The sequence below is a fragment of the Turicibacter sp. St.80E1 genome, assembly GCF_059728495.1.
The window spans coordinates 1,773,640-1,789,681 of the sequence record NZ_AP039386.1 but is presented as its reverse complement, the minus strand read 5'-3'; the positions used below and the strand labels follow the sequence as shown (position 1 = coordinate 1,789,681).

The window sequence follows — 16,042 nt, the reverse complement described above, 5'->3', positions numbered from 1 at the left end:
GGGAGCGTATGGGGGGACGATGAAAGATATTTCATCACACCCTCTTCGTCTTTTGCCTAAGATTGTAGATAGATAAGAGGAGAGTAGGATATGGACATTAATTATGAGATTAATCGTTTAATTCAGTTTGGATTAGCACATCATATGATTGAAGAGGCGGATGTTTTATACGCTGCAAATAAAATAATTGATCTTTTAAAAGTACCATCGTTTGAGTACGAATCAGTTGAAGGTGAGGACCTTGAAAACCCAAGTACCATTTTAGAGGGGATTTTAGATTATGCGGTAAAACAAGGGGTTTTAGAGTGCGATAGTATTGATCACCGCGACTTATTTGATACGAAAATCATGGATTGCTTAATGCCACGTCCGTCAGAAGTGGTTAAAACATTTGAAAGCTACTATGCGAAAGATCCGAAAGAGGCGACACGTTATTACTATGACCTAAGTAAAGCTTCGAATTATATTCGTTTGAGCCGAGTGGCTAAAAATGTGAGTTGGAAAACAACAACAAAATACGGGGATTTGGATATAACGATTAATTTATCAAAGCCTGAAAAGGATCCTAAAGCTATTGCATTAGCGAAAAGCTTACCAAGTTCTAATTACCCTAAGTGTTTACTTTGTCAAGAAAATGTGGGTTATGCAGGAACGTTGAATCATCCAGCTCGCCAAAATCATCGAATTATTCCATTAGAGTTAACCGATGAATCATGGTTTTTACAATACTCTCCTTATGTTTATTACAATGAGCATTGTATTGTTTTAAAAGGTGATCATGAACCGATGCAAATTTCACGCTTAACATTTGAACGCTTGTTACAATTTGTTAGTCAATTTAAGCATTATTTTTTAGGATCAAATGCTGATTTACCGATTGTTGGGGGATCAATTTTGACACATGACCATTTCCAAGGTGGAGCTTATGAATTTGCAATGGAGCAGGCTCCAATTTTAAAAACATTAAATGTGTTAAATTATCAAGATGTAGAGGTTGGTTTTGTTCAGTGGCCGTTAAGTGTTTTACGCTTAAGAGGTGAAGATCGTGATCGTCTTGTTGAGTTAGGAGATCTTATTTTAACGGCATGGCGCACATATAGCGATGAGGCACTCGGTATCTTCTCACATACTGATGGGGTACCACACAATACGATTACGCCGATTGCTCGTTTTAAAGATGGAAAATATGAGTTAGATTTAGTATTACGTAATAATCGTACGTCGGATGAGCATCCAGATGGAATTTATCATCCACACGCGCATCTTCATCATTTGAAAAAAGAGAATATTGGATTAATCGAGGTCATGGGGCTTGCAGTGTTACCAGGGCGACTTCTTCATGAGCTAGATGTGGTGAAGCAAGCTTTAGTTCGACGAGATCCAAATGTATTGGTAGCAGCGGGTCTTGAAAAGCATCTTCCATGGCTTAAGGAGATGTTAGCAGCCTATGCATCAGTCACGGCAGAAGAGGCGATGGATTTAATTCATGATGAAGTTGGGCAAAAATTTGTTGAAATCTTAGAGTGTTGTGGTGTATATAAATTAACAGACGAAGGATTAGATGGGGTTCAACGATTTATTAACCATATTAATATTAATTGTTCGTTATAAGGAGGAAAAAAGATGAAAGTTTTAGTGACAGGTGGAGCTGGATATATTGGATCTCATGCCGTTTATGCCTTAATTGAGCAAGGTCATGAAGTGGTTGTTGTTGATAATTTAGTGACGGGACATCGTGCAGATGTTCACCCGGATGCAAAGTTTTATCATGGAAGTATTGCTGACTACCGCTTTATGACGGACGTTTTACGAGGGGAGAATGTAGATGGCGTGATTCACTTTGCGGCCTACTCATTAGTGGGTGAAAGTATGACAAATCCGTATAAATATTACGATAATAATATGAGTGGAACGAATGTTTTATTAAAAGCCATGGTGGATTGTGGTGTTTCTAACATTGTTTTCTCTTCAACAGCTGCAACTTATGGAGAGGCGATGAATATTCCAATTTTAGAAACAGATCCAACGAATCCGACTAATGTTTACGGAGAAACAAAGTTAGCGATGGAACGTATGATTAATTGGTACCACCAAGCACATGCGATGAATTATGTTTCGTTACGTTATTTCAATGTAGCGGGGGCTCATCCATCAGGACTAATTGGAGAGAAACATGATCCTGAAACACACCTTATTCCGATTATTTTACAAGTGGCGTCAGGTCGTCGTGAAGCGATTAACGTGTTTGGAAATGATTATGATACGGCAGATGGAACGTGTATCCGTGATTATATCCATGTGTGCGATTTAGCTGAGGCTCATATTTTAGCGATGAAATACTTAGTTGAAGGTGGAGAAAGTACGATTTGTAACTTAGGAAATGGCGAAGGATTCAGTGTTTTAGAAATGATTGAAGCAGCACGTGAAGTGACAAATCATCCAATTCCAGCGATTATCTCTCCACGTCGTGCAGGAGATCCAGCTAAATTAATTGCTTCAAGCCAAAAAGCGCAAGATATTCTTGGATGGACGCCTAAACATCCAGAAGTCAAAGATATGATTGCGAGTGCATGGGCAGTCGAAAAGAAAAAAATGCAAGCTTAATGCAAGCAAAAAATAAATAATAAAAAAAAAGATGATCCCGCGTCTGCGTAGATCATCTTTTTTTGGGTTTGAAAGAAAGTCAATTTTTTAGAGAAGTCTTGATGAGGTATATTTTAGGTGCAAAGAGGTACTAAGAATTGAACTTCTAGGAGGTATAAAAGGGTGAATGGGAAGGTAGGGCTCGTCTTTTTTTGTGCTCAGAATATTCAAAGGTGTGCAAACTGTTACATCATTTGTATTGAAAACGTATTCAATTTGTGGTAAAGTATAGATGTTATCACAGAACTCGTCTTTTGGGAGTATGGTTTGATCTGGGGGGATAGACCGGTTGTGACGACATGAAAGGAATGTAATCACGTTTAGTATTAATGAATGATCCTTCATCGACGGGATGGAGGAACGAAATGAATGATTTTTTATTATTTAATGATAAAAGCTACTTCACGGTGAAGTAGCTTTTTTTATGTTAAAATATAGTCATTTTTTAAGGAATCAGTCTCTGAAAAGTCGTAGCCTTGAAGTAAGTTCATATGTGAGAAAAGCTGAAAAAGATAAAGATCGCTCATCAGTTCTTCGTGAGAGTGGGTCCCGTTAGGTTCGATGAGTTCAATCTCGGTTAGGGGGTCTTCTCCATAATAGGTTTCGATATGAGCGATGAGTTCAATAGAGGGAGAGGGATGCTTTCCCATGTAGCGCAACATTCTTTCGATTTCAGATACGGTTTGTTCTAGGTTTAATTGTTTTAAGGTGATGAGTTCCGATGAGTTGAAGGTTTTATCATATTCCATTTTATAAAGACATCGCCCGAGTTCGTGGACAACAAAGAAGAGGTAATAGATATCAACATCATTTCCGGTAAAATCAATGGCGCCATCATGGCGCTTATAACTAATGAGGTACTTCATTAAAATCCCCTCCTTAAAATAAGTGCTTACTACAGTTTATTCAATAGAAGGTAATAATTTAACGAAAGAGGAGAATTACTTAAAAAAAGATTCAAAAAAATAGGGGGATATATTTTTATTTTGTTCATCATAAAACGTACAGTAAATGGTTTCGGGATGGACGCCGTTTAAGTTATAAACATACAGGAAGTAATCCTTATTTGATAGATTTTCGAGAAAGGTTTCTTGGTTTAGAATGAGTTCAAGCGTGCTTGCTTGCAAGTTTTCGTTGGCTCCCCAGATGATGAAGTAATCCTTTGTTTGGTACGTTTGACACTGGTTGGTATGGGCATGGGGGGCCGCTTGATGTTCACCGTCAAAACTATATCTCCAAAATAGAAGTGCATTGGGTTTATACCAGGCAACATCTAATTGATGCGTTTTTTCATTACGATATAAAATAAATATCTTCTCATCCCAATTCAGCTGTTTAATCACCTCAATTTCGTTGCCTAACCGTCGACTTAAATGTGTCGTAAGTTGTGAGGGTGAGGCGGTTGTAAAGTGTAAAAGGGCTAAATCGACGGCGAGAAGTATAAAAAGGGCAGATAGACATTGGCGTTTAAGTTGCTTAATCATAGGATCCTCCTAATGGTAAGTCGTCTTTTAAATGTATGCGCAGAAGTGGGGGATTATCATTTTAGAAGAGGATATTTTGAAAACGTGGTATAATGAATGAAAAGGCTTTTGAAAAGGAGTGAGAACATGGATTTAATTTTAGCCATTGATCAGGGAACAACGAGTACGCGAGCGATTGTATTTAATAAACAAGGCGAAATCATTGAGAAGGCGCAAGAAGAAATTTCATGTCTCTATCCCAAGTCAGGGTGGGTCATGCAAGACGCGAATGAAATTTGGATTTCGACCTTAGCGGTACTGAATCGGATCCTGTTATCTCCCAATATTGATGTGAATCAAATAAAAGGGATTGGAATTGCGAATCAACGTGAGACTACTCTTTTGTGGGATAAAAAGACAGGGCGTCCGCTTGATTTAGCCATTGTGTGGCAGTCTAGACAAACGGAGTCGATTTGTGAGGAGTGGAAAGCACGAGGACTTGAAGATTGGGTAAAATCTAAAACTGGATTATTAATTGATCCCTATTTTTCAGCCTCAAAGATTCGTTTTTTATTAGATACCATTCCCGGAATTGAAGAGAAAGTAAAAAATGGCGAGGTGCTATTTGGGACGATTGATAGTTATTTAGTTTGGAAACTTTCTGGGGGAACGACGCACATTACGGATGTAACGAATGCTTCTCGAACGCTGTTATTTAATATTCATACGGGGGAGTGGGATGATGAATTACTGGAGGCATTTAACATTCCAAGGTGTATTTTGCCTAAGGTTTGTCAGACATCGGAAGTGTATACGGAAACTGCAGCTCATTTAATGGGACGTTCAATTCCAATCGCAGCTGTTTGCGGTGATCAGCAGGCTGCTCTATTCGGACAAGCGTGTTTTCATAAGGGTGCTGTTAAAAATACGTATGGAACAGGCTGCTTTGTATTAATGAATACAGGAACAAAACCGGTGTGCTCTAATCATGGGTTATTGACGACGGTTGCTTGGAAGATTAAGGGGGAAGTTTACTATGCTTTAGAGGGAAGTGTGTTTGTGGGGGGAAGTGCGATTCAATGGCTACGAGATGGTTTACGGTTAATCAAGCATGCGAGCGACTCAGAATGTTATGCGAATCGGGTGGAGGATTGTGACGGCGTTTATGTGGTTCCTTCTTTTGTCGGATTAGGGACCCCTTATTGGGATAGTGAGGTGCGAGGGGGAATGTTTGGATTGAGCCGCGGAACAACGAAGGAACATGTGATTCGTGCAACACTTGAGTCGATTGCTTATCAGAGTAAAGACGTTATTTTAGCGATGGAAGAGGATATTCATCAATCAATTAGCGAATTAAAGGTTGATGGAGGGGCTGTTCAAAATAAATTTTTGATGCAGTTTCAAAGCGACCTTTTAGGTGTTAATGTACTCGTTCCTACGGTGACGGAAACGACGGCTTTAGGGGTTGCTTGTTTAGCAGGGCTTGCAACAGGTGTTTATCGGCATCTTGATGAAATTGCTGATTCAGTTCAGGCAGGACAGCGTTATTTCCCCCAGATGGACGAAAAAAGGCGAGTGCAACTCTATGAAGGGTGGAAATGCGCAATTCAAGCGGTACGAATTTTTAAAGCGTAAGGATCGAAGGGGCACCGGAGTAGGGGAAATAATTAATCCTGGAATCTATCCTTATAAGTACAAAATATGACAAAAAAATCAGCTATTGTTTCGTATAATAAAGAAGCAATAGGGGTGTGATTAGCAGAGAAAAAACTAGATTGATGATGGTTGGCAGCGTCTAACGATGATTGATTTAGTTTTTTTCTTTTGGGGATGCCCTGTCCGTTAGAAGAGGAATTTTTTAGAGTACACGGCGATGCGTCTAGGCGTGAAGCGCCTTTACCCAATAGGGTTATTAATAAGGGGGGAATACGGTGCTTGGGACGGTTGTTAATGCGGCGGCAATTCTAATTGGTGGAGGAGTTGGCTTGTTACTGAAGGGCGGGTTACCTAGTCGATTTAGTGAACAGGTTATGAGGGCTTTGTCGTTGTGTGTGTTATATATTGGGGTAACAGGAATCTTCGAGGGAGGCCAGACCCTTCGGTTGATTTTATCGATGGTCATCGGCACGTTAATCGGAGAAGGATTAGATTTGGATGCTAAAGTTGGGAGAATTAGTTCGTGGGTTGAACGCAAATTTCATCGACCGAATCAACATGTATCATTAGCTGAAGGATTTTTAACGGCTAGCTTATTATTTTGTGTGGGGGCGATGTCAATTGTAGGAGCACTTGAGGATGGACTAAAGGGAGATGCGTCTATTCTTTATACGAAGTCGATGCTTGATGGAATTTCCGCTCTTATTTTTTCATCAAGTTTAGGGGCAGGCGTTGTCTTAGCTAGTCTATTTGTTTTTATTTATCAAGGCTCTCTTTCGCTCTTAGCAGGAGTTATATCGCCGTTTTTAACGGAGGGTGTTATTTCGGAGATGACGTGCGTGGGTTCATTGATTATTATTGGATTGGCGCTCAATATGTTGAAAATAACAGATTTAAAGTTAATGAATTTTGTTCCATCTATTTTTATGCCAATTCTGTTAGCTATTATTAACTAAATAGGATGATTTTAGGTCATTGATTCCCGTGAGAATCTTGAAAAAAAAGTAAAAAAAAAGAGTAATAATACGTATCTAAGAAATTAAGGAGTATAATTAAGGAATGGCCGGTAAGTTTAATAAGAGATTGGAGTGGAGAGAATGATAGAGGATATTTTTGGGGAAAAATTACCAAATCAACAGTATAGAGATCGTAGAGGTGTATACGCCATCATTTTAAATGAAAAAAATGAGGTTGCGACGGTCCAACTTCCACATGGGTATGTTTTACCAGGGGGAGGGGTTGAAGGTGATGAAACAAAAGCTGAATGTCTTCGTCGTGAATGCTTAGAGGAATTAGGATGGGAAATTGAAATTAATCAATTTGTTTGTGCTGCATCGAATTATCACTATTCGATGTATCGAAAGCAATACTTACATTCAATTGGTTATTTTTATTTAGCAACCTATGTCAAGCAAGCGACGGCTCCAATTGAAAAAGATCATCAATTAGTTTGGATGAGTTTAGAAGATTGTCGCTTAAATCTGATTTTAGATCATCAGGCGTGGGCAATCGAAAAAGTAATCGGTATCTTAGGTCAGCTGTAATCAAACAACTGGATGTCTACTTGGAATCTTTTGCTAATTGTTGTGAAGGAATATTTTTTTCTTAATATACGTCCAAGGGATGTGCTATAATAATATAAAACTTTTCAAAGGAGTGAGGAAAATGTTAGAAACGTTAAAATTTAGACGTCAAAAATTAGGGGGAAATATTAAAGATAATTCATTACTAATTATTTTCTCAGGAGAGGCGCCTGTACGATCAGGAGATCAGTTTTATGACTATACACCTCACCGTAACTTCTACTATTTAACGAATTTAGACCAACCGAAGATGGCCTATGTTTTACGTAAATATAACGGTGTGATGGAAGAATATTTATTTATTGAACAAGTAACAGAGCTCGAAGAAAAATGGACAGGTAAACGTTTAAGTAAGGAAGAAGCAACTAAAAAATCAGGGATTAAAAATGTATTACCGATTGATGAACTGCGTACGGTTCTTGGTCGATGGTTATTAAATGATAACTTTGAGAATGCCTATTTTGATTTTGAGCGTGGATCTTATCAGCATGCAGATACCGTTCAAGTCTTATTTGCTAAGGAATTAAAGCGTCAATATCCATTTTTACACGTTCAAAATATTTATCATGATATCACCGCTTTACGTTTAATTAAATCAGAAGATGAAATCACCAACATGCGAACTGCGATTGAAAAAACTCGTTTAGGGATTGAAGCTTTAATGAGAAATTCTAAACCTGGAATGTATGAGTATCAATTAGAAGCACATTACGATTTTGTGATTAAAACTGAGGGAGTAAAACATACGTCGTTCCATACGATTGCTGCGGCTGGTGCTAATGCGACGGTTCTTCACTACGATAAGAGTACATCCCTTTGCCAAGATGGAGATTTAATTTTATTTGATCTTGGATGCGAATGGAATTACTATTGTTCAGATATTTCACGAACTTTCCCAATTAACGGAAAATTCAGTGATCGTCAACGTGAAGTCTACGAGGCTGTTTTAGAAGCTCAAATGGAAATTATCAATAACGTTAGACCAGGACTTTCAATGCAAGATTTAAATGAATTTGCGCGTAAAAGATTGGCAGAGGCGTGTCAAAAAGTAGGATTAATTGAGAAGGAAGAAGACGTAGAGAAGTATTATTATCATAAAATTGGTCACTATTTAGGATTAGATACACATGATGTTGGAGGTCGTGGTGGAATTTTACAACCAGGAATGGTCATTACGATTGAGCCAGGACTTTATATTGCGGAAGAAGGAATTGGAATTCGTATTGAAGATGATATTCTTGTCACAAAGGATGGTCATGAAAACTTATCAAAAGATATTATCAAATCAGTCGATGATATTGAAAACTTTATGAAAAAATAATTAATTTTCCCCTCGTAGACTAAGGTCATGAGGGGATTTTTTTGTGGTTCGTTAGTAATAATTAAAGTTATTGTCGGCTTATATTTGGTAAATGGACATCGCTTTTGAGTAAATATTCCTAATGTGATGAAATGGATGAGTTAAAAGGAGTTAATATCATTGGAAATAGAAGGTTTTGGTTGAGATAATGAGTATTATCCATTTAGTGACTGTAAAATGGGAGAATAGGACCTCAATTGTATTTGTGATAAAATTCATCAGAACTTGACAAAATGAGTAGGTTATTGATAATCTAAAAGTATATACCCATTATAAATGGGGTATAGTATAAAACGTTTAGTTCAATAACTGCAACTAAAATTTATTACACAAGGGAAGGGAAAGCATGGAAAAAAGTAGTTCTGGAAAGCTTACGTTAGTATCGCTTATTTTAATGATTTTTACATCAGTTTTTGGATTTGCTAACATGCCTCGTGGATTTTTCTTAATGGGTTATGCGGCAATTCCTTGGTATCTTGTGGCGGGAATTTTGTTTTTTATTCCTTATGCCTTTATGATTGCTGAATTTGGAGCAGCTTTTAAAAGTGAAAAAGGTGGAATTTACTCATGGATGGAAAAATCAGTAGGGCCACGTTACGCTTTTATGGGGATTTTTATGTGGTATGCCTCATATGTCATTTGGATGGTAAACGTTGCTTCAACGATTTGGGTTCCTGTTTCCAATTTGATCTTCGGTCATGATACGACGGGGCAATGGAGTATTTTCGGATTAGCAAGTTCTCAAGTTTTAGGAATTTTAGGAGTTATTTGGTTAATTCTTGTTTTCCTTTTAATTTCTCGTGGATTAGAGAGTATTAAAAAGATTACTTCAATTGGTGGAACTGCGGTTGCCTTATTAAATGTCGTTTTATTAGTGGGAGGTGTGACCATCCTTATTTTAAATAAAGGACAATTAGCACAACCGATTCATGATGTAGCGACATCGTTTACTGTTTCACCAAATAGTAATTATCATAGTATTATTTCAATTTTATCATTTTTAACGTTCGCTATTTTTGCTTTCGGTGGAACCGAAGTCGTAGGTGGGTTAGTTGATGAAACAGAGGACCCAGTTAAAACATTCCCTAAAGGATTATTAATTGCCGCTGGATGTATCGTATTAGGATATACGGTTGGTATCTTTATGGTTGGTATTTTTACAAATTGGGATAGCGTCTTATCAAGCCCAGATATTAATATGGGGAATGTAGCTTATGTGGTCATGAATAACTTAGGTTATGAGTTAGGATCAGCTTTAGGATTTGGAGAACAAGTTGCCTTACAAATGGGGGCATGGACAGCGCGCTTCGTTGGTTTATCAATGTTCTTAGCCTTTAGTGGAGCCTTTATGACTTTATCATATAGCCCATTAAAACAGTTAATTGAAGGAACACCAAAAGAAATTTGGCCAGAAAAAATGACAAAAATGAAAAATGGATTACCTTTAAATGCGATGAAACTTCAAGCGCTTATCGCGATTACACTCCTAGCGTTAGTTTCATTTGGGGGAGAATCAGCAGCGAAGTTTTTTGATAAACTTGTTTTAATGACTAACGTTGCAATGACAATTCCTTACTTATTCATTGCCTTTGCATTTATTTCGTTTAAAAAACGAGATGATATTGAAAAGCCATTCGTCTTATATAAAAATAAGACAATTGCAATTGGAATTTCGTGGGTTGTAACGATTGTGGTTGCCTTTGCTAACATTTTCTCTATTGTAGAACCTGTAACAAGTGGAAACTATGATCAAACACTATGGATGATTGCAGGACCAACGCTTTTTAGTGCGATTGCTCTTGTATTATATGCTCGTTACGATAAACGTACAAAATAAAAAAAGGATGATTACGTGTAAGGCGTAATCATCTTTTTTGTTTTAATGATAGGTGTGACGGGAAAGTCTTTTTTTATCGTGAAAAACAAGTTCCGCAAATTTAACAAATAAACGACTAAATGGTAAAAATAAAAAGACAGTCGATAGATTGAAGAATAATTGTATATTAGCGACTTGGCGCTCCGGTGTAGAACTAAACGCATCTGTAAAATGAATGAGCACCTCGATGAAAGGTAAGAATAAAAGTGTTCCTAAAAGATTGAATGTAAAATGGATAAGGGCGGCTTGTTTTCCAGCTGTGTTTCCACCTAAGCTCGATAGGATGGCGGTGAGACATGTTCCAATCTCATGACCGAACAGAATAGGAATCGCTGTATATAGATTAATCGCACCTGTTGCAACGAGTGAAATTAGAATCGCCGTCGATGCCGATGAACTTTGAATCAAAAATGTAATAGACATTCCAAGTAAAATACAAAGTAATGGGTTTCCTTGGACGTTGAAAATGAGCTGTTTAAATAAGGGGGACATGACGATAGGTTCCATTGAAGTTTTAACAATCGCAAGGCCTAAAAATAACATCCCAAAGCTAAATAAAAAGTATCCTATGTAATGAGGCGTCCTTTTTTTAAAGAGAAGCATGCATGAGGCACCGATGAAAATAAAATAGGGGATCATCTCTGTAAGGTTTAAGGTAATGAGTTGCGTCGTTACCGTTGTTCCAAGGTTAGCCCCCATAATAACACCGGTCGCTTGTAAAAGGGTCATTAAACCGCTATCTACTAGACCTACAACGACGACGGTGATGGCGGAACTACTTTGGACAAGTGCTGTAAAGAGGCAACCGATTAATGCTCCCTTGTAAGGTGAGGTAATCGTCGTTGAGACTGTTTCCTTTAATCTATTGCCCGCTAAGGATTTAAGCGCGTGGCTCATTTGCCTCATGCCATATAAAAATAACGCGAGGCCACAAAATAAGTTTAGTATGATAGGTAGGATAGTCATGTTCATTCACTCCTATTATGTATAGTATCTTTAAAAGTCTATGATTTTTAAAGATACTATAAACCATAAATACTTCGACGAACTTTCAGGTTAGAAATGAAAAAAAGATAGGATTCGATCCTATCTTTTTTAAAATTATTTTGCTGTCGTATTTCCTAAGCTTAGAACATATTCTGCAATATTAATCGAATGATCACCGATACGCTCAAAGTTTGAAATCGCGTCTAAGAAAACAGCACCACTGTGGGCATTACATTTATTCTGGCTTAAACGCTGAATATGTTTATCGCGTAAAAGTTCCTCTAAACGATCGATATTTTCTTCGAAAATCATCGTATCATTAGCTTTTTCACGATTGTTTGTTTTATAGCTTGTATAAGAAGATTTAATAGATTCAATCGTATAGTTATAAATTAATTTTAACTCTTCTAAAGCATCTTTTGTAAAAGTTAATTTTCCAGTTGAAACTTCCTGAGCTAACTCTGCGATGTTTTTACTATGATCTCCGATACGTTCAATGTCGTTCACGATTTTAATCATCGATGCAATACGGTTTGTATCGACTTCTGTAATATCATGTGATGAAATTGAGACTAAGAAGGTCGATAAATCGCGCTCAAGACGATTTATCTCAGCTTCATTTTCATAAATTTTCTTTGTTTGTGATAAATCGCTTTCGATTAAAGCATTTGTTGCCAGTGTAACATTCTCTTTAGCGAGTTCAAACATAGTTAAACTTTCTTGGAAAGCTTGTTCAAACGCAATCGCCGGCGATTCGAGGAAACGAGGATCGAGTCGATTGATGGTTGTTTCGCTTTCTTTATCTTTAAGAGCTAAGTTAGCTAATTTAACGAATAGTCCCGCAAATGGTAGTAATAAAGCAGCATTCACAATATTAAAAATGGTATGAGCATTGGCAATTTGTCTATCAATGTCTCCACCAATTGTTACAACAATTTGTGAGAGGAGATTAATAAATGGTAGGAAAATTAAAGTTCCTATTAGGTTAAACGCTAAGTGAATGAAGGCAGCTTTCTTAGCTACTTTATTGGCATTTAAACTTGATAATAAGGCAGTGACACAGGTTCCGATATTATTACCGAATAAGATTGGGATTGCGACTTGCAAGTTAATCGCACCAGTTGCAGCTAAGGATAAAAGAATTGCTGTTGATGCAGAAGAACTTTGAACGACGGCAGTCATAATGGCCCCAACTAAGATACCTAAGAACATATTTCCTTCAAGTGCCACAATTAAATCTTGGAAGAAAGTTGTCTCGGCAATTGGGCTCATTGACTCTTTCATCGTGGATAATCCCATGAACAGTAAACCAAAGCCGAAAATAATTTTTCCGATTTCTTTTCGATTTTGTTGCTTCATAAATAAGATGAGTGCCGCTCCGATAATAATGAATAACGGAATGTAATCGTCAATTTTAAATGTAATTAATTGACCCGTAATCGTTGTCCCGATATTGGCCCCCATAATAACCCCTACAGCTTGGTATAAGCTCATTAAACCGGCGTTAACGAAACCAACGACCATGACCGTAGTTGCACTACTACTTTGAATAATTGCTGTGACAATTGTTCCTACTAATGCCCCTTTAAACGGATTCGTAATGGCTTTATCGAAGAAAGATTTCAAACGAGATCCTGCAGCGTTTTCAAGACCGTCTCCCATAAATTCCATACCGAATAAAAATAAGGCGAGTCCACTAAATAGACCTAGTAAGATGTTTATGTATTCCATACAGTTACCTCCAAATTTTATCCTGTTCAATCATACTACAAAATCGCTTAAATGAAAATAATATGTTAATAGAATTACCCATATTTAAATTAAAAAACCGTCATAATTTTTGAAATTATAAATATTTATCAATTTTTATAAAATCGTTTTTGAATCTAAGGAGAAAAGAGCATTCATTGTTGGGATGATATTGTTATTTATATAAGGTTGTAAATCTCATTTGTTGTGAGGAAAGAAAGGGGTGCTTTCTAAATTAATGATTGTTTTTAACGACCAACTTCAGGGCGTTAAAAAGTGATTTTTATTTTTGGCGAAGAGGGAGGTTAAGTTATATGACATAAAATCAATTAACGATTAAGGGGAGTTATGCTCATAACTCATAAGAAAGTGGCGTAAGATTTCTTATGAAATCGAAAATAAATGATTTATATTTATAAATCACCGTATGTTATTGGATGAAATGTCTAAAACTAACAAAGATTGGGGGCTTTATCCTATAAAATAACTGATTTTAAAAGAAGGTTATTATATTATTTGGTTTTAAGATACTAATTTAGTATAATAAAATTAATTTGAAAAAAATGTAGATGATTTGAACGGAGGAAATATGACATGCAAAAACCTGTTTTAACGATATCAGAATTACATGCGAATGTTGAAGATAAAGAAATTTTAAAAGGTGTAAATTTAGAAATTAAAGGGGGAGAAGTTCACGCGATTATGGGGCCAAACGGAACGGGGAAATCAACGCTTTCTTCGACGATTATGGGGCATCCAAAATATAAGGTGACAGGTGGTCATGTCACATTAAATGAAAAAAATGTGTTAAAAATGTCAGTTGATGAACGTGCACGCGCAGGATTGTTTTTAGCGATGCAATATCCAGCAGAGGTTCCTGGTGTGACAAATTCAGACTTTTTACGCACAGCTATGCAAACGCGTATGGAAGACGGAAAGGATGTTCCATTATTTAAATTTATTCGTGAATTAGATAAGAGTGTGGCAAAGCTTGAAATGAGAGAGGATTTACCTCATCGTTATTTAAATGAAGGATTTTCAGGTGGAGAAAAGAAACGAAATGAAATTTTACAAATGCTCATGTTAAAACCGAGTATTGCCATTTTAGATGAAATTGACTCAGGACTAGACGTCGATGCGCTTCGAATCGTAGGAGAGGCTGTCAACTCAATGCGAAGTGAAAACTTTGGGTGCTTGTTAATTACTCACTACCAACGTTTACTTGATCACATTAAGCCTGACTTTGTCCATATTATGATGAAAGGACGTATCGTTAAGTCTGGTGGTGCAGAATTAATCGAAAAAATTGATCGTGAAGGATATGATTGGATTAAAAAAGAATTAGGGATTGACGATGAACGCGTCATTGTAGAAGATGAAAAACGTAAAGTTGTATCAATTGGAACGTGCGCAACGAAAGAAATGTTAGACCTTTAATCTAAGCCAATACTATTAAGTTTATAAATAAATGAAAGTTTAATGTAATAGATGAAAGGGGTCAAATAAAATGACGCAGTTACCAAATTGGTTTAATGAAATGCAAAAAACGGTATTGGATAAAATGAAGACATTGGCCTTGCCTAAAGCGGATGGCACAGTGATTAAAAAGTGGGCTTTTGATCAACCTGAGATGCGTCAGGAGATGAAAGTTAATCAGGAGGATGTTTTATCAGCACTCACGTTTTTAAATGATGAAGCGGAAAAAAACATGATGATTGTTTGTGACGGTGAAATAATCTATAAGAAGTTAACCGAGGCATTTGATGGTGTAACGATTGCGACTTTAGAAGAAGCGTTAACGACGTATGAGGAGTTATTTAAATCTCATTTAATGTCGGTAGTTCCAATGGAGGAAAATCAATTAGTCGCGACTAATGTTGCGCATTTAAATAGTGGATTATTTATTCATATCCCTAAGAATAAGGTCATTGAAGAATGTTTGAATGTCATCTATGTTCAAATGAACGGATCGTTAATGAATCGCACACTCGTGGTGGCGGAACCGAATTCCCAATTTAAATATATCGAAAATTATTACAATCAGTCTCAAGCGATGATTAATGCGGTGTCTGAGGTTGTTGTTTTAGATAATGCGCAAGTTGAGTATGCGGCAATGGATCGATTACACGAACAAACAACGGTTTATCAATGTCGTAAAGCTTCAGTTTCCTCAAATGGTAGATTTTTATTATCATTGGGTGCATTAAATGATGGAAATACGGTATCTGAAAACTTAGTAGATTTAAATGGACAGGGTGCGTCGGCATGGGTGAAGACGGTTGCTATTGCAGAAGGTGGACAAAAGCAAAATATTACAATTAATATTGAGCACCATGCCCCGTATACAGAGGGTCACATTGTGAATCATGGAGTGTCAAAGGATGCAGCGCAGTTAACGTTTAATGGAATTGGAAAGATTAATAAAGGAATGCGTGGATCAAATGCTCAACAGGAAAGTCGTGCGATGATTTTATCTGAAACGGCCCGCGCTGATGCTAATCCAATCTTATTAATTGATGAATACGATGTGCAGGCGGGACATGCTGCGGGTGTCGGAAAAGTTGATGAAGAACAACTTTATTATTTAATGAGTCGTGGGTTAACGCGCCAAGCGGCCGAAATTTTAATTATTCATGGGTTTTTAATGCCTTTTATTGAAGATATTCAAAGTGAATCAATTAAAGCTGAATTCGTAAAAGTAATCGAACGTAAAATTAACGCTTAA

Annotated in this window: 13 protein-coding genes; 9 read left to right on the top strand and 4 right to left on the bottom strand. The window is 37.0% G+C overall.

Features of this window, described 5'->3' with window-relative positions; translation table 11 throughout:
• Positions 1 to 90: 90 nt before the first annotated feature.
• Both galT and galE read left to right on the top strand, forming a co-directional pair.
• On the top strand, positions 91 to 1,611 hold the full coding sequence (gene galT, locus AC6I0I_RS08600) for a UDP-glucose--hexose-1-phosphate uridylyltransferase (protein WP_161831196.1): 1,521 nt from the start codon (positions 91 to 93) through the stop codon (positions 1,609 to 1,611).
• 12 nt (positions 1,612 to 1,623) lie between these two features.
• Positions 1,624 to 2,604 carry a UDP-glucose 4-epimerase GalE gene (gene galE, locus AC6I0I_RS08595; RefSeq protein WP_262951124.1) on the top strand — a complete coding sequence of 327 codons (981 nt, stop codon included), beginning with the start codon at positions 1,624 to 1,626 and terminating at the stop codon, positions 2,602 to 2,604.
• Between the two features lie 461 nt (positions 2,605 to 3,065).
• On the opposite strand, the gene AC6I0I_RS08590 is transcribed toward galE, so the two are convergent.
• Both AC6I0I_RS08590 and AC6I0I_RS08585 read right to left on the bottom strand, forming a co-directional pair.
• Positions 3,066 to 3,509: a hypothetical protein gene (locus AC6I0I_RS08590; protein WP_202618704.1), complete on the bottom strand. Its 444-nt coding sequence runs from the start codon at positions 3,507 to 3,509 to the stop codon at positions 3,066 to 3,068.
• A gap of 75 nt (positions 3,510 to 3,584) precedes the next feature.
• A complete protein-coding gene (locus tag AC6I0I_RS08585) occupies positions 3,585 to 4,127 on the bottom strand; it encodes a hypothetical protein (RefSeq protein WP_262953777.1) in 543 nt (180 codons plus the stop codon).
• Positions 4,128 to 4,253: 126 nt separating this feature from the next.
• On the opposite strand from AC6I0I_RS08585, the gene glpK reads away from it, so the two are divergent.
• The 5 genes from glpK to yjeM all read left to right on the top strand — a co-directional run bounded on the left by glpK (position 4,254) and on the right by yjeM (position 10,542).
• Positions 4,254 to 5,741, top strand: a complete 1,488-nt coding sequence (gene glpK, locus AC6I0I_RS08580) for a glycerol kinase GlpK (protein WP_161831190.1) — start codon at positions 4,254 to 4,256, stop codon at positions 5,739 to 5,741.
• Positions 5,742 to 6,037: 296 nt separating this feature from the next.
• On the top strand, positions 6,038 to 6,718 hold the full coding sequence (locus AC6I0I_RS08575; protein ID WP_262953776.1) for a DUF554 domain-containing protein: 681 nt from the start codon (positions 6,038 to 6,040) through the stop codon (positions 6,716 to 6,718).
• 141 nt (positions 6,719 to 6,859) lie between these two features.
• The gene (locus AC6I0I_RS08570) at positions 6,860 to 7,306 is read left to right on the top strand and encodes an NUDIX hydrolase (protein WP_262953775.1); all 447 of its coding nucleotides are present in this window, start codon (positions 6,860 to 6,862) and stop codon (positions 7,304 to 7,306) included.
• A 121-nt stretch (positions 7,307 to 7,427) separates the two neighbouring features.
• Entirely contained in the window at positions 7,428 to 8,666 is a 1,239-nt protein-coding gene (locus AC6I0I_RS08565) for an aminopeptidase P N-terminal domain-containing protein (protein ID WP_262953774.1), read from the top strand.
• A 385-nt stretch (positions 8,667 to 9,051) separates the two neighbouring features.
• Positions 9,052 to 10,542, top strand: a complete 1,491-nt coding sequence (gene yjeM, locus AC6I0I_RS08560) for a glutamate/gamma-aminobutyrate family transporter YjeM (RefSeq protein WP_161831183.1) — start codon at positions 9,052 to 9,054, stop codon at positions 10,540 to 10,542.
• Positions 10,543 to 10,584: 42 nt separating this feature from the next.
• Here the strand turns inward: yjeM and AC6I0I_RS08555 are convergent, their stop codons facing one another.
• Positions 10,585 to 11,547 (bottom strand): Na/Pi cotransporter family protein, encoded by a 963-nt coding sequence (locus AC6I0I_RS08555; RefSeq protein WP_262953773.1) that lies wholly within the window; start codon positions 11,545 to 11,547, stop codon positions 10,585 to 10,587.
• A gap of 135 nt (positions 11,548 to 11,682) precedes the next feature.
• Positions 11,683 to 13,299: a Na/Pi cotransporter family protein gene (locus AC6I0I_RS08550; RefSeq protein ID WP_262953772.1), complete on the bottom strand. Its 1,617-nt coding sequence runs from the start codon at positions 13,297 to 13,299 to the stop codon at positions 11,683 to 11,685.
• Positions 13,300 to 13,911: 612 nt separating this feature from the next.
• Here AC6I0I_RS08550 and sufC point away from each other — a divergent pair.
• A complete protein-coding gene (gene sufC, locus AC6I0I_RS08545; protein ID WP_161831178.1) occupies positions 13,912 to 14,754 on the top strand; it encodes a Fe-S cluster assembly ATPase SufC in 843 nt (280 codons plus the stop codon).
• A 70-nt stretch (positions 14,755 to 14,824) separates the two neighbouring features.
• A complete protein-coding gene (gene sufD / locus AC6I0I_RS08540) occupies positions 14,825 to 16,042 on the top strand; it encodes a Fe-S cluster assembly protein SufD (protein ID WP_262951121.1) in 1,218 nt (405 codons plus the stop codon).

Bases quoted from the DNA above. Each gene is read 5' to 3' on its own strand.
- sufC (WP_161831178.1), top strand. From the start codon at position 13,912: ATGCAAAAACCTGTTTTAACGATATCAGAATTACATGCGAATGTTGAA.
- AC6I0I_RS08565 (WP_262953774.1), top strand. From the start codon at position 7,428: ATGTTAGAAACGTTAAAATTTAGACGTCAAAAATTAGGGGGAAATATT.
- AC6I0I_RS08555 (WP_262953773.1), bottom strand. From the start codon at position 11,547: ATGACTATCCTACCTATCATACTAAACTTATTTTGTGGCCTCGCGTTA.
- galT (WP_161831196.1), top strand. From the start codon at position 91: ATGGACATTAATTATGAGATTAATCGTTTAATTCAGTTTGGATTAGCA.
- AC6I0I_RS08570 (WP_262953775.1), top strand. From the start codon at position 6,860: ATGATAGAGGATATTTTTGGGGAAAAATTACCAAATCAACAGTATAGA.
- sufD (WP_262951121.1), top strand. From the start codon at position 14,825: ATGACGCAGTTACCAAATTGGTTTAATGAAATGCAAAAAACGGTATTG.
- galE (WP_262951124.1), top strand. From the start codon at position 1,624: ATGAAAGTTTTAGTGACAGGTGGAGCTGGATATATTGGATCTCATGCC.
- yjeM (WP_161831183.1), top strand. From the start codon at position 9,052: ATGGAAAAAAGTAGTTCTGGAAAGCTTACGTTAGTATCGCTTATTTTA.
- AC6I0I_RS08585 (WP_262953777.1), bottom strand. From the start codon at position 4,127: ATGATTAAGCAACTTAAACGCCAATGTCTATCTGCCCTTTTTATACTT.
- AC6I0I_RS08550 (WP_262953772.1), bottom strand. From the start codon at position 13,299: ATGGAATACATAAACATCTTACTAGGTCTATTTAGTGGACTCGCCTTA.
- glpK (WP_161831190.1), top strand. From the start codon at position 4,254: ATGGATTTAATTTTAGCCATTGATCAGGGAACAACGAGTACGCGAGCG.
- AC6I0I_RS08590 (WP_202618704.1), bottom strand. From the start codon at position 3,509: ATGAAGTACCTCATTAGTTATAAGCGCCATGATGGCGCCATTGATTTT.